This is a genomic window from Streptomyces sp. RK62, assembly GCF_018070255.1.
GTDB classification, from domain to species: domain Bacteria; phylum Actinomycetota; class Actinomycetes; order Streptomycetales; family Streptomycetaceae; genus Streptomyces; species Streptomyces nigra.
Genome location: NZ_JAGPYD010000014.1, coordinates 48,983 through 62,800, shown reverse-complemented (window position 1 = coordinate 62,800; position 13,818 = coordinate 48,983). Strand labels below are relative to the sequence as shown.

Below are 13,818 nucleotides of genomic sequence, written 5' to 3'. Positions count from 1 at the left end.
TCGCCCGTCCCGACATACGCAGCCCCGCGAGCGTCCACTCGAAACTGCGGGGAACCGGGGACCGGGGACCGCGCACGCACGGCCGGCCCCCACCGCTAAAAAGAGCGGGACGCGCGCCGGGTTACGGGTAACCCCACAATCTCTGCGCGGGGAGAGGGCACAAGGGCGGTCGCGGCGATGGCAGGACGCCGTCACGGCGCGCTGACCTGCCCGGCTCGGCGGGCTGTGGCTGAACCGTTGCCGTTCCGTCGGAACTCCCCCACAGCCACCGCATAGTGTGTGGTGCCGTTCCACCGGGCCGCTTGCCGTACGCGCACGCCGCAGGGCGGACGATCGGCCCGCCGGCCGGACAAGTGATCGAACGGCGGCCGGCGTACGTATGCGAGAGCGGCACAAGTACCGTCACCTCAGGGGGAGTCACACCATGCGATCCATACGGCCGTCGTTCACCGCCCGCAGGGAGAAGAGCGCGCGCCGCGGTATCTCCCCGCTGCCGGTGGTCGCGCTCGCCGCCGCCCTCGTCCTCACCGCCACCGCCTGTGAGTCCAGGGAGGCCGACGCCGGGGGCGGAGGCAAGGCCACCGCGTCCGCCGCGGCCGGCGGCGAAGGCAAGATCACGATCCCGGACGACATCAAGGACAAGCTCCGCGAGCACGGGATCGACATCGACAAGTGGCGGGACGGCGACTGGAAGAACTGGGACCGCGACGACTGGCTGCGTGAGGCCAAGGACTACATCAACCCGATCATCGAGGACCTCTGGGACCCGGACCGGATGCGGGAAGCCGAGGACCCGGACCGGGGTATCGACGAGAGCGACCTGTCGGGCGACCAGGGCGTGACCGATCCGACGCCGGACCCGGTGGACGCGCAGGCCGTGCCGCCGAGTTACCACGCGAGCGTGCCCGAGGCGGGCAAGGTGTTCTTCGACGCGCCCGAGGGCACGATGGTCTGCTCGGCGACCGTCGTGAAGGACCCCGCGCACCCCGGCAAGTCCAACATGGTGTGGACGGCGGGCCATTGTGTGCACGCGGGCAAGAGCGGCGGCTGGTACCGGAACATCGCGTTCGTGCCGTCGTACAACGACGCCGGGCGCAGCGCGGCCGAGTTGGAGGGTGTCGCCCAGGAGGAGGCCGCTCCGTACGGCGTCTGGTGGGCCGACTGGGCGCAGACCTCGGACCAGTGGATCGCGCAGGGCGGTCCGACCGGCGGTGCCGGTGCCCCGTACGACTTCGCGGTGCTGCATGTGAAGCCGGAGAACGGGGGCGGCAAGTCCCTGGAGGAGACCGTGGGTTCCGCGCTTCCGGTGGAGTTCGCCGCCCCGGCGGTGCCCAAGGTGAAGAGCATCAAGGCGATCGGCTACCCGGCCGCGGCGCCCTACGACGGGCAGAAGCTGTACCAGTGCCAGGACCGGCCGGGCCGGCTGTCGCTGCGCGCGTCGGACCCGACGATGTACCGCATCGGGTGCACGATGACGGGCGGTTCGTCGGGTGGTGGCTGGGTCGCCACCGGTAACGACGGCAAGCCGGCGCTGGTGTCGAACACGTCGATCGGTCCGGTCGAGTCGGGCTGGCTGGCCGGTCCGCGGCTGGGCAAGGAGGCCAAGACCGTCTTCGACGGGGTCAGCGACAAGTTCGCCCGCTGATCCACGGCATGCGGAAGGCCCGCTCCCCCGAGGGTGAGCGGGCCTTTCGCGTTGCGGTGTCCGGTGCCGGGACGGCTCAGCCGGCCGGCGTGGGTACGTACGGCGCGAGATCCGCCGCCAGCTCCTCGTGCACCCGGACCTTGAGCAGGGTGCCCTCCGGGGTGTGCTCCTCGGAGATCACCTCGCCCTCGGTGTGGGCGCGGGCGACGAGCTTGCCGTGGGTGTACGGCACGAGCGCCTCGACCTCGACGGACGGGCGCGGCAGCTCGTTGTCGATCAGGGCGAGCAGCTCGGTGATGCCCTGGCCGGTACGGGCCGAGACCGCGATGGAGCGCTTCTCGATCCGCAGCAGCCGCTGGAGCGTCAGCGGGTCGGCGGCGTCCGCCTTGTTGATCACGACGATCTCCGGTACGCCGGTGGCGCCGACGTCCCTGATCACCTCGCGCACGGCGGCCAGCTGCTCCTCCGGGTCGGGGTGCGAACCGTCGACCACGTGCAGGATCAGGTCGGAGTCGCCGACCTCCTCCATCGTGGAGCGGAACGCCTCGACCAGGTGGTGCGGCAGGTGCCGGACGAAGCCGACCGTGTCGGCCAGCGTGTACAGCCGTCCGCTCGGCGTCTCGGCCCGGCGCACGGTCGGGTCCAGGGTCGCGAACAGGGCGTTCTCGACCAGGACGCCCGCGCCGGTGAGGCGGTTGAGCAGGGAGGACTTGCCGGCGTTGGTGTAGCCGGCGATGGCGACCGACGGCACCTTGTTGCGCCGGCGCGACTGGCGCTGGATGTCGCGGCCCGTCTTCATCTCCGCGATCTCCCGGCGCATCTTCGCCATCTTCTCGCGGATCCGGCGACGGTCCGTCTCGATCTTGGTCTCACCGGGACCACGGGTGGCGAGACCGCCGCCCTTGCCGCCGCCCATCTGACGGGACAGCGACTGACCCCAGCCGCGCAGCCTCGGCAGCATGTACTGCATCTGCGCGAGCGCGACCTGCGCCTTGCCCTCCCGGGACTTGGCGTGCTGGGCGAAGATGTCGAGGATCAGGGCCGTACGGTCGATGACCTTGACCTTGACGACGTCTTCGAGGGCGATGAGCTGGCCGGGGCTGAGCTCACCGTCACAGATGACGGTGTCCGCGCCCGACTCCACGACGATGTCGCGCAGCTCCAGGGCCTTGCCGGAACCGATGAAGGTGGCCGCGTCGGGCTTGTCGCGGCGCTGGATCACGCCGTCGAGCACAAGGGCGCCGGCGGTCTCCGCGAGGGCGGCGAGCTCGGCGAGGGAGTTCTCCGCGTCCCGCACGGTCCCCGAGGTCCAGACGCCCACGAGGACGACCCGCTCCAGACGGAGCTGTCGGTACTCGACCTCGGTGACGTCCTCGAGCTCGGTGGAGAGGCCTGCCACACGGCGCAGGGCCGCACGGTCGGAGCGGTCGAACTGGTCGCCGTCCCGGTCTCCGTCGATCTCGTGGCTCCAGGCGACGTCCTCTTCCATCAGGGCATCGGCCCGAAGACCGTCGGGGTAGGTGTGCGCGAGGCGCTTCGACTCCTGGGAAAAGGAAGAAGAGGAGGTCATTGGGTCCTTACGTCGTTGGGGATTCCGTGGTGCGGCGACGAGGCAGCGGCCGGACGTCACGCTCGGTGGTGCGTCGGAGAGCTGTTCCGTCACTGGTCACAACGCACGGGTACCCCGGGAGATTCCCGTGGCCCGTGCCGCGCCGACCGGACGATGGTCGCACGGCACGGGCCGTCTCGTCACCGGCTTATCGCCCGGCCGGTTTCCCGGCCTTCGCATGGCCGCCCGGCTTCCGGGTGGCGGGCTTGCCCTTGGCCGCCGTCTTCGCGGGGTCGGCGGCCTTCCAGTCGGGCCGGCCGGGCATCGGCGGGGTCTTCTTCCCGTACAGCCAGGCGTGCAGGAAGCCCTCCAAGTGCCGTCCGGAGACGTCCTCGGCGAGGGCGACGAAGTCCGCCGTGGAGGCCGAGCCGTCCCGGTTGCGGCTCACCCAGGCGCGCTCCAGACGGTCGAACGCCGTGGCGCCGATCTCCTCCCGGAGGGCGAACAGGACGAGGGCCGCGCCGTCGTACACGTTGGGCCGGAAGATGCTGGTCTTCTTCCCCGGCTGGGGCGCCTTCGGGGCCGCGGGCGGGCCGCCGGCCGCGCGCCAGCGGTCGGAGGCGGCGTAGGCGGCCTTCATCCGCGCCTCCATCGGCCGGTCCGCCTTCTCGGCCGCGTACAGGGCCTCGTACCAGGTGGCGTGGCCCTCGCTGAGCCACAGGTCGGACCAGCTGCGCGGGCTGACGCTGTCGCCGAACCACTGGTGCGCCAGCTCGTGCACCATGATCGACTCGACGTACCACTTGGGGAACGCGGGCTGGGTGAACAGGTCCCGTTCGAAGAGGGACAGCGTCTGTGTCTCCAGTTCGAAACCGGTGGTGGCGTGCGCCATGAGCAGGCCGTACGTCTCGAACGGGTAGCGCCCGACCTTGCCCTCCATCCAGGCGATCTGGCCGGGTGTCTTCTTCAGCCAGGGTTCGAGCAGCTTCACGTCCTTGGCGGGCACGACGTCCCGGACGGGCAGACCGTGCGGCCCGGTGCGGTGCAGGACCTTGGAGCGGCCGATGGAGACCTGGGCGAGCTCGGTGGCCATGGGGTGCCGGGTGCGGTACGTCCAGGTGGTCGACTTCGCCGAGCGCTCCACGTCGGTCCGCAGACCGTTGGCCACGGCGGTGTAGCCGGTCGGCGCGGTGACCCGGATGGTGAAGATCGCCTTGTCGGAGGGGTGGTCGTTGCACGGGAAGACGACGTGCGCGGCGTCGGCCTGATTGGCCATGGCGAGGCCGTCGGCGGTGCGCACCCAGCCGCCCTCGCGCTTGCTCCCGTAGACGGGGTCGCTGGTGTGCCGCACGGTGATGCGTGTCCAGCTGCCCTCGGACAGCTCCTCGGCAGGGGTGACGACGAGGTCCTCGCCCGCCTTCGAGAAGGTGGCGGGCTCGCCGTCGACCACGACCGAGTCGACCTTGCCGTGCGCGAAGTCGAGGTTGAGGCGCTTCAGGTCGGCGGTCGTCCGGGCGTCGATGGTGGTGACGGCCTTGAGGGGCTTGTCGTTGGCGCCGGAGTAGGTGAAGGAGAGGTCGTACGCGGCCACGTCGTAGCCGGGGTTGCCCAGGTGGGGGTAGAGCCGGTCGCCGACGCCGAGGGGGGTGGCGGGGGCGCTCGCGGCGAGCAGGCAGAGGGAGACGACGGGGGTGAGCAGGGCGGGCACCTTCAGGCGCCTGCGGGGTGCGGATCGGGGGCGAGGAGCGCCAGGGGCCGGTCGCTGAGCCTCGCTGCGGGAGGAGAGCAGCATGGACCACGGCTATCAGCGCACGGCGACGGGACGTGGACGGCGCGCGATCGCCCCACCCGAACGGGTGGCCCGCCGTCTCTTCACCGTCCGGTCAGGCGCGCTGTCCCGTCAGGCACCGTCCGGTCAGGCGCGCTGTCTCGTCAGGCACCGTCCGGTCAGGCGCGCTGTGCCGGGGCGTGGGCCCGGCTGACGTCGTACACGCCCGCGACGTTGCGCATGGCGCGCATCAGGCCGGGGAGCCGGCCGGCGTCGGGCAGCTCGACGGTGTAGGTGTGGCGCACGCGCTGCTGGGTCGGGGGTTCCACGGTCGCCGAGACGATCTCGGCGCCCTCCTGCGCCATCGCCTCGGTGAGGTCCGCCAGCAGATGCGGCCGGACGAACGATTCGGCGACGAGGGTGACCCGGCACTCCGTGGTGTCCCCCCAGCGCACGCCGACCTCCGCGCGCCCGGCGCCGCGCATACGCGCCACCGCCGTGCACCCGGCGCGGTGGACGGTGACCGCTCCCCCGCGTACGGCGAACCCGGTGATCTCGTCGGGCGGTACGGGCGTACAGCAGCCGGCGAGGCGGACGGCGGCGCCGGGCCGGTCGGCCAGGACACCGGAGGCGGGACGGCCGCCCGCGCCCTCGGCGCCGGGGCGGAACGCCGGTTGCTCCTTGCCGCCGGGGGCGTTCTCGGCGGGCTGCCGGAACGGGGCGCCGTCCTCGCTCTGGTCGGCTCCGGTCTCGCCCGGCGCGGGATGGGAGGCGATCCAGCGCTGGATGGCGATACGGGCGCCGGGGGTGTGCGCGTGCTCCAGCCACTCCCGGGAGGGCTCGGAGGCCGGGTCCTGCCCCATGAGGAGCTGCACGCTGTCGCCGTCGCGCAGGACGGTGCTGAGGGTGGCCAGCCGGCCGTTGACCCGGGCGCCGATGCACGCGTGCGCGTCCTCGCCGTACTGGGCGTAGGCGGCGTCCACGCAGGTGGCGCCCTCGGGCAGGCCCAGGGTGCCGCCGTCGGGCCGGAAGACGGTGATCTCGCGGTCCTGGGCGAGGTCCTCGCGCAGGGTCGACCAGAAGGTGTCGGGGTCGGGCGCGGCCTCCTGCCACTCCAGGAGGCGGGAGAGCCAGCCGGGGCGGGTGGGGTCGGCGCGCTCGCCGTCGCCGGCGGCGGCCTGCTCGTCGGCGGGCCCGGTGTAGGGGTTGCCGAGCGCGACCACTCCGGCCTCGGCGACCTTGTGCATCTGGTGGGTGCGGATGAGGACCTCGGCGACCTGGCCGTCCTCGCGGGCCACGGCGGTGTGCAGCGACTGGTACAGGTTGAACTTGGGGACGGCGATGAAGTCCTTGAACTCCGAGACGACCGGCGTCATACAGGTGTGCAGTTCGCCGAGGACGCCGTAGCAGTCCGCGTCCTCGTTCACCAGCACCAGCAGCCGTCCGAAGTCGGCGCCGCGCAGCCGGCCGCGTTTTCGGGAGACGCGGTGCACGGACACGAAGTGCCGGGGCCGGATGAGGACTTCGGCCTGGATGCCGGCCTCGCGCAGGACGGTGCGCATCTCGTCGGCCATCTCGGTGAGCGGGTCGTCGGCGCGGGCGGCGTTCTCGGCGATCAGCCCGCGGGTGTGCTCGTACTCCTCGGGGTGCAGGATCGCGAAGACCAGGTCCTCCAGCTCGGTCTTCAGCGCCTGGACGCCGAGCCGCTCGGCGAGCGGGATGAGGACGTCGCGGGTGACCTTGGCGATGCGGGCCTGTTTCTCGGGGCGCATCACGCCGAGGGTGCGCATGTTGTGCAGCCGGTCGGCGAGTTTGATCGACATGACGCGCACGTCGTTGCCGGTGGCGACGAGCATCTTGCGGAAGGTCTCGGGCTCGGCGGCGGCGCCGTAGTCGACCTTCTCCAGTTTGGTGACGCCGTCGACGAGGAAGCGGACCTCCTCGCCGAACTGCTCGCCGACCTGATCCAGCGTCACGTCGGTGTCCTCGACGGTGTCGTGGAGGAGGGAGGCGGTCAACGTCGTGGTCTCGGCGCCGAGTTCGGCGAGGATGAGGGTCACGGCGAGCGGGTGGGTGATGTACGGCTCGCCGCTCTTGCGCATCTGGCCGCGGTGCGAGGACTCGGCCAGCACATAGGCGCGGCGAAGGGGTTCGAGGTCGGCGTCGGGGTGATGGGCCCGGTGCGCGTCGACGACATGGCTGATGGCGTCGGGGAGCCGGCCGCGTGCGGTGGGGCCGAGGAGCGCGGCCCGTCCGAGGCGGCGCAGATCGATGCGGGCGCGGGACTTCCTGCGGGGCACGGCAGGCGTCACGGCGCCTGATACCGGGCCGGGCGTCGCGGAATTCGTGGCCTCCGCACTCATGGGCACCTCCGGCTGCGTGGACCGGCGGACGGGGTTCCCCATGACGGACTCGGCACAGGGGATGGCGACTTCTCCCCGTCCGGGCCGGTGCTTGATGCTACCGAGCCCACCACGCGCTTCCGACCGCCTCCCGCCGAGCGTGAAACGGATCACCCATTCGAGCGAGGCTTTGCGGGTTTACGGTTTGCGCCATCCGGACGGGCCCGGTCCACGCCGTCGAACGCGCCGGGGCCGTGAGGACCCCGAAACGCCGGGCCCGGAGGCCGTCCGTCCCGTACACGGGATCGACGGCGGGCCTCAGCGGACGAATGATTCCAGCCATTCCGCATCCAGCTCTCCCTCGGCCACGATCACGGCGGGGCCGGTCATCTCGATCTCGCCGTCCGGCCGCTCGGTGATGACGAGGGTGCCACCGGGGACGTCCACGGTGTACGTGGCCGGGGCGCCGGTGGCGGTGGGGTCGGCGCCGTCCCGGCGGGCGGTGGCGACGGCGACCGCGCAGGCGCCGGTGCCGCAGGAGCGGGTCTCGCCGGAGCCCCGCTCGTGGACGCGCATCGCGACGTGCCGGGGGCCGCGGTCCACGACGAACTCGACGTTGACGCCGTCCGGGTAGGCGGAGGCCGGGCTGAACGGCGGCGCCTCGTTCAGCGACCCGGCGTCCGCGAGGTCGTCGACGAAGGCCACGGCGTGCGGGTTGCCCATGTTGACGTTGCGGGCGGGCCAGCTGTGGTCGCCGACGCTGACGGTGACATCGCCCTCGGGGAGGCGGGCCCGGCCCATACCGACGGTGACGCCGCCGTCCTTGTCGATGTGCACGGTCTTCACGCCGCCGCGGGTGGCCACCGTGAGATCGCCCTCGCCGGTGTGCCCGGCGCGCTGGAGGTAGCGCGCGAAGACCCGTACGCCGTTGCCGCACATCTCCGCGATCGAGCCGTCGGCGTTGCGGTAGTCCATGAACCACTCGGCCTCGGCCGCCAGGTGGCGGGCCTCGGGGTGCGCCTCCGACCGCACGACGTGCAGCAGGCCGTCGCCGCCGATGCCCGCGCGGCGGTCGCACAGGGCGGCGACGGCGGCCGGGGGCAGCTCGATGACGTTCTCCGGGTCGGGGACGATCACGAAGTCGTTCTCGGTGCCGTGACCCTTGAGGAAGGCGATCCGCGTGCTCATCCCTCGATCGTACGGTGCGGGTCGGACACCCCGTGCGGGGAGGAGGGGGGAGCCCCCGGGGGCCCGGCTCAGCGCAGGCGGGCCACGCGCCACACGGCCAGCGCGACGATCGCCGCGACCAGCAGGCAGTACGCCCCGACGACGCGCCAGTCCGGCCGGCGGCCTGAGCCGCGCGGAGGCAGACCGGGCCAGGTGTAGCCCACGCGGCGGGCGGCCATCATGCCCCAGCCGGCCGCGCACAGGCAGATCAGCAGCCCCAGCATGGCGATCACGGCGCCGCTGTCGCCGAAGTCGAAGGCGAGGGGGAAGGCGAACATCAGGGAGCCGACCGCGCCCAGGCCCACGATGGGCGCGAGCTGCCACAGGCGCAGACGGCGCTGCGGGCGGAGCTCGACCTCGACCTCGGGACCGCCGGTGTACATCTCCTCCGGCGTGGGACCGTCATCGGTCACGCCGCCGTCGGTGTCGTCGGGTCCGTCCGGGCTCAGACGCTCGCCGTCGGGTTCCCGGTCACCGGTGTCGGTGGTCAGGTTCTCCGTGCCTTGTGCGGTGTCGCGAGGGCCGGCCTCCATCGCCACGCGCCCTCCCAACTCGGACTCCACTTGGTCGATCGAAGCTCGATGATGGCACGGTGGCGCAGGCCCGGATGACGACCGGAGCGTCCCGATGCCATCACGTGATCAGGCTGTAACCGGTCGTTCGACCAACGCCAGGGCGAGATGCGGAAGTTCTGTGAGATCTGCCGCAGCCCCACTCAACCAGTGCACCCGCGGGTCGCGCCTGAACCATGAATCCTGACGGCGCGCGAAGCGTTTGGTGGCACGGACGGTCTCGGCGCGGGCCTCGTCGAGGGTGCACTCCCCGGCGAGCGCCGCGAGCACCTGCTGGTAGCCGAGCGCGCGCGACGCCGTACGCCCCTCTCGCAACCCCTTCGCCTCCAGTGCGCGTACTTCGTCCACGAGCCCGGCGTCCCACATCCGGTCGACGCGGCGCGCGATGCGCTCGTCGAGCTCGGGGCGGCCCACGTCGACGCCGATCTGGACGGTGTCGTACACGGAGTCATGACCGGGGAGGTTGGCGGTGAAGGGCTGTCCGGTGATCTCGATGACCTCCAGGGCCCGGACGATCCGGCGGCCGTTGCCGGGCAGGATCGCCTGCGCGGCGGCGGGGTCGGCGGCCGCCAGGCGCGCGTGCAGCGCCCCGGAGCCGCGCAGCGCCAGCTCCTCCTCCAGCCGGGCCCGGACCTCGGGGTCGGTGCCGGGGAACTCGAGGTTGTCGACGGCGCCCCGGACGTACAGCCCAGAGCCGCCGACGAGGACGGGCCAGCGGCCCTCGGCGAGCAGGGCGTCGATCCGCGCGCGGGCGAGGCGCTGGTACTCGGCGACGGAGGCGGTGACCGTGACGTCCCAGATGTCCAGCAGGTGGTGCGGGACGCCCTGGCGCTCCTGCGGCGTCAGCTTGGCGGTGCCGATGTCCATCCCGCGGTAGAGCTGCATGGAGTCGGCGTTGACGACCTCGCCGCCGAGTCGCTGCGCCAGGAAGACGCCCAGATCGGACTTTCCGGCCGCGGTGGGTCCGACGACGGCGATGACGCGCGGGGAGGGGGGTGCACTGCTCACCGCCCCAGTCTCGCAAACCTCAGGGGATGGTCTCGAACGAGTTACGTGACGGGCCGTGCGCGGGGTCGTTGCCTGTTGCGAGGTTTCGCCGCCCTTTCGGAGCGCGCGGCGACCCGGGGGCGCAAACGGACGCACCGGACGACGCGGGATTTCGCCCGCACGAGTACCGTATGGAGTGGATATGGGCGTTTTCGCTCGGATTTTTGGCAGGTCGAAGGCGTCGGAGGAGGCGTCGCCCGCCGAGGCCGAGGCCTCCACGGTGACGGTCGATTCCGAGGCCGAGGCGGAGGAGGCTGCGGAGCCGACGGCTCCGTCCGAAGCGGAGGCGGAGGAGACGGCCCCCGCAGCGGCCGCTGAGACCGACGGGACGGACAAGGCCGACGGGACCGGCACCGACGAGGGTGTCGAGATCCCCAAGCAGCAGTCCGCCGACGAGGCCGCCGACAGTGAGGCCGGTGAGGGCGCCCGCAGGTGACTGCCCCGCGCGGGAAGGGTGAAGCATGGGTCTGATGGACAATCTGAAGGCGAAGATCGGTCCGGCCAAGGACAAGGTCTCCGACTTCGCACAGCGGCACGAGGACAAGGTGCACCACGGCCTCGACAAGGCCGCCAAGGTCGTCGACGAGCGGACCAAGGGCAAGTACAGCGACAAGATCCATTCGGGCACGGGCAAGGCGCACGGGGCCATGGAGCGGATCACCCACAAGGGCGACGACCCTTCCGCGGGCGGCCCCTCCGCAGGTGGCCCTTCCGCGGGTGGCCCTTCCGCGGGCGGCCCCTCCACGGGTGGCCCCTCCACGGGTGGTGGCACGCCACCGCCGGACGTACCGCCGCCGACCACCTGACCCTCGCCTGACCGGCGCATAGGGCGGACGGCCGCGCAGCCCCCGGAGACGTTTCGGGGCGCGCGGCCGTCCGCCGTCTGCGGGGGAGGTCAGGACCAGGTGGCGACCAGGTATCCGACGCCGTACGGCGCGTCCTCGTAGAGCAGGGCGCCCGCCAGGTCCGCCTCCTCGGCGGCACCCGCCAGGATCTGCCACGGGGCCCGGCCCGCCGCCTGCAGCTCGCGGGCCAGCTCGATGTCGAGCGCCTTGAGGGCGGACACGTCCGCCGAGCCGAGCGCACGGGCGACGGACGCGTCGAAGGGCTCGGCCCGCTCGTCCAGATAGCCGGGCGCCTTGAGCGTGCGGCAGGCGCTGGCGTCGCCCATCACCAGCAGCGCCACCCGGCCGGCCCGGGCGGCGATCTCCCTCCCCATCCGGATACACCGCTCGGCGCTCGTCGGTTCCGCCACGGCGAGTCCCTCGATCGGGGCGTCCGCCCAGCCGGTGCGCTCAAGGAGCCAGGCGGCGACGGCGAGGGACGGCGGCAGCGCGCCCTCCGGCGGCGCGTCCGCGGTCGCCGTACCCAGGCGTACGCCGACGTCCACACCGAAGCCCCGGAAGGAGCCCGGTGTGCCCTCCGCGTAGGTCCCGGCCCCGCTCTCCTCGGTGGGTCCGACGACCAGCAGCAGGTCGGGCCGGGCGGCGGCGAGCACCCCGAGCGCGTCGGCGCACGCGGCACGCGCGGCGTCCAGCTCGGGGGCGGCGCCCGCCGCGACCTCGGGCACGAGAAGCGGCGGGCACGGGCAGACTGCGGCGGCGACAAGCATGATCGGCAGCCTACTGCGGCGCCTCACGGCCGCCGGGGACGGCTCCCGGGTGCCGTCAGTCGATCGCGCAGCCCCCGGTGACCACCGGCAGCGGCTCGGGCACGCCCACCTTGGGCAGGCCCAGCAGCACACCGGCCGGCTCGGCCTGCTCGGCGGCGTTGCGCTTCTCCCAGGCGTCGCCCGCGCGCGTGCGGCGCACGTCGAGGACGGGGCCCTCGGCGAGGAGGTGGTGCGGGGCGGCGTAGGTGATCTCGACGGTCACCACGTCACCGGGGCGGACCTCCTGGTCCGGCTTGGTGAAGTGCACCAGGCGGTTGTCGGGGGCCCGGCCGGACAGCCGGTGCCTGGCGTCGTCCTTACGGCCCTCGCCCTCGGCGACCATCAGCTCCAGGGTGCGGCCGACCTGCTTCTTGTTCTCCTCCCAGGAGATCTCCTCCTGGAGGGCGACGAGACGCTCGTAGCGCTCCTGGACGACCTTCTTGGGGATCTGGCCGTCCATGGTCGCGGCGGGGGTGCCGGGGCGCTTGGAGTACTGGAACGTGAACGCCTGCGCGAAGCGGGCCTCGCGCACGACGTGCAGGGTCTGCTCGAAGTCCTCCTCGGTCTCGCCGGGGAAGCCCACGATGATGTCGGTGGTGATCGCGGCGTGCGGGATGGCGGCGCGGACCTTCTCGATGATCCCGAGGTAGCGGTCCTGGCGGTAGGAGCGGCGCATCGCCTTCAGGACGGTGTCCGAGCCGGACTGGAGCGGCATGTGCAGCTGCGGCATCACGTTCGGCGTCTCGGCCATGGCGGCGATCACGTCGTCGGTGAAGTCGCGCGGGTGCGGTGAGGTGAAGCGGACGCGCTCCAGGCCGTCGATCTTCCCGCAGGCCCGCAGCAGCTTGCTGAACGCCTCGCGGTCGCCGATGTCCGAGCCGTACGCGTTGACGTTCTGCCCGAGCAGGGTGATCTCGCTGACGCCCTCGGCGACCAGCGCCTCGACCTCGGCGAGGATGTCGCCGGGGCGGCGGTCCTTCTCCTTGCCGCGCAGGGCCGGGACGATGCAGAAGGTGCACGTGTTGTTGCAGCCGACGGAGATCGAGACCCAGGCCGCGTAGGCGCTCTCGCGCCGGGTGGGCAGCGTGGAGGGGAACTCCTCCAGCGACTCGGCGATCTCGACCTGCGCCTCCTCCTGCACACGCGCGCGTTCCAGCAGGACGGGCAGCTTGCCGATGTTGTGCGTGCCGAAGACGACGTCCACCCAGGGGGCGCGCTTGACGATGGTGTCGCGGTCCTTCTGGGCGAGGCAGCCGCCGACGGCGATCTGCATGCCGGGCCGGCTCGCCTTCTTCGGGGCGAGGTGGCCGAGGTTGCCGTACAGCTTGTTGTCGGCGTTCTCCCGGACCGCGCAGGTGTTGAAGACGACGACGTCGGCGTCGCCGTCGGAGCCCTCGGGGGCACGCACGTACCCGGCGTCCTCCAGCAGACCGGACAATCGCTCGGAATCATGGACGTTCATCTGGCACCCGTAGGTGCGCACCTCATACGTCCTGACGTCCACGGCCTGGCTCCGGTCACTGCTGCTCATGGGACAAGGGTATGCGGTCCCACCGACACCCCATTCACCCGTCAGGAGGGGCCCGGCGCCCAGCCCTGGCGGCGCAGGACGGCACCGACGTCCGGGGCCTCGTAGTGGTCGCCCTTGAGGACCTTGCCGTCGGCCCGGCGCGTGACCCGGCCGTCCGGACCGAGCTTGGTCATGTTGGAGCGGTGGATCTCGGCCAGCACGGCGTCGAGGTCGATGCCGTGGACGAGGGCGGTGCCGTAGGCGACGTACACGACGTCCGCCAGCTCGTGCGCGAGCCGGTCGAGCGGCCCGGTCACGGCGACCTCGGCGACCTCCGCCGCCTCCTCGGCGAGCAGCTCTCCCCGGTGGGCGGCGAGCTCCGGCGCCACCTCCGTCGGGGTGGTGCGGGCGTCGAGCCCGAAGGCCAGGTGGAACTCACGGACCAGGTCGGCGGGAGAGGAACTCATGCGGCCGACTGTAGCGAGCGGGCCGGACCCGGTCCGGGCT

At 72.3% G+C, this 13,818-nt stretch carries 12 protein-coding genes; 3 read left to right on the top strand and 9 right to left on the bottom strand.

Features of this window, described 5'->3' with window-relative positions; genetic code table 11:
• The first annotated feature begins 424 nt into the window (after positions 1 to 424).
• A complete protein-coding gene (locus KBY32_RS25980) occupies positions 425 to 1,645 on the top strand; it encodes a serine protease (RefSeq protein WP_210981835.1) in 1,221 nt (406 codons plus the stop codon).
• A gap of 76 nt (positions 1,646 to 1,721) precedes the next feature.
• On the opposite strand, the gene hflX is transcribed toward KBY32_RS25980, so the two are convergent.
• From hflX to miaA, 6 genes are all read right to left on the bottom strand, one after another.
• A complete protein-coding gene (hflX, locus tag KBY32_RS25975; RefSeq protein ID WP_108709037.1) occupies positions 1,722 to 3,215 on the bottom strand; it encodes a GTPase HflX in 1,494 nt (497 codons plus the stop codon).
• A 187-nt stretch (positions 3,216 to 3,402) separates the two neighbouring features.
• Positions 3,403 to 4,986, bottom strand: a complete 1,584-nt coding sequence (locus KBY32_RS25970; RefSeq protein ID WP_210981834.1) for a M1 family metallopeptidase — start codon at positions 4,984 to 4,986, stop codon at positions 3,403 to 3,405.
• A gap of 155 nt (positions 4,987 to 5,141) precedes the next feature.
• Complete coding sequence (locus tag KBY32_RS25965) at positions 5,142 to 7,325, bottom strand: bifunctional (p)ppGpp synthetase/guanosine-3',5'-bis(diphosphate) 3'-pyrophosphohydrolase (protein ID WP_210981833.1); 2,184 nt, start codon at positions 7,323 to 7,325, stop codon at positions 5,142 to 5,144.
• Between the two features lie 297 nt (positions 7,326 to 7,622).
• Positions 7,623 to 8,492, bottom strand: a complete 870-nt coding sequence (gene dapF, locus KBY32_RS25960; RefSeq protein ID WP_055622130.1) for a diaminopimelate epimerase — start codon at positions 8,490 to 8,492, stop codon at positions 7,623 to 7,625.
• A 68-nt stretch (positions 8,493 to 8,560) separates the two neighbouring features.
• Entirely contained in the window at positions 8,561 to 9,064 is a 504-nt protein-coding gene (locus KBY32_RS25955; protein ID WP_055622131.1) for a hypothetical protein, read from the bottom strand.
• Between the two features lie 108 nt (positions 9,065 to 9,172).
• On the bottom strand, positions 9,173 to 10,111 hold the full coding sequence (gene miaA / locus KBY32_RS25950) for a tRNA (adenosine(37)-N6)-dimethylallyltransferase MiaA (RefSeq protein ID WP_115509248.1): 939 nt from the start codon (positions 10,109 to 10,111) through the stop codon (positions 9,173 to 9,175).
• 181 nt (positions 10,112 to 10,292) lie between these two features.
• Here miaA and KBY32_RS25945 point away from each other — a divergent pair, with 181 nt between their 5' ends.
• Both KBY32_RS25945 and KBY32_RS25940 read left to right on the top strand, forming a co-directional pair.
• Positions 10,293 to 10,586, top strand: coding sequence for a hypothetical protein (locus KBY32_RS25945; RefSeq protein ID WP_210981832.1), 294 nt, complete (start codon positions 10,293 to 10,295; stop codon positions 10,584 to 10,586).
• A gap of 25 nt (positions 10,587 to 10,611) precedes the next feature.
• Entirely contained in the window at positions 10,612 to 10,956 is a 345-nt protein-coding gene (locus KBY32_RS25940; RefSeq protein WP_210981831.1) for an antitoxin, read from the top strand.
• A gap of 89 nt (positions 10,957 to 11,045) precedes the next feature.
• Here the strand turns inward: KBY32_RS25940 and KBY32_RS25935 are convergent, their stop codons facing one another.
• The 3 genes from KBY32_RS25935 to KBY32_RS25925 are packed head-to-tail and all read right to left on the bottom strand — an operon-like array spanning position 11,046 to position 13,778.
• Positions 11,046 to 11,762 carry a class III extradiol dioxygenase subunit B-like domain-containing protein gene (locus KBY32_RS25935; RefSeq protein WP_210981830.1) on the bottom strand — a complete coding sequence of 239 codons (717 nt, stop codon included), beginning with the start codon at positions 11,760 to 11,762 and terminating at the stop codon, positions 11,046 to 11,048.
• 55 nt (positions 11,763 to 11,817) lie between these two features.
• Complete coding sequence (gene miaB / locus KBY32_RS25930; protein WP_055622136.1) at positions 11,818 to 13,332, bottom strand: tRNA (N6-isopentenyl adenosine(37)-C2)-methylthiotransferase MiaB; 1,515 nt, start codon at positions 13,330 to 13,332, stop codon at positions 11,818 to 11,820.
• Between the two features lie 41 nt (positions 13,333 to 13,373).
• On the bottom strand, positions 13,374 to 13,778 hold the full coding sequence (locus KBY32_RS25925) for a MazG nucleotide pyrophosphohydrolase domain-containing protein (protein WP_055622137.1): 405 nt from the start codon (positions 13,776 to 13,778) through the stop codon (positions 13,374 to 13,376).
• Between the last annotated feature and the right edge of the window lie 40 nt (positions 13,779 to 13,818).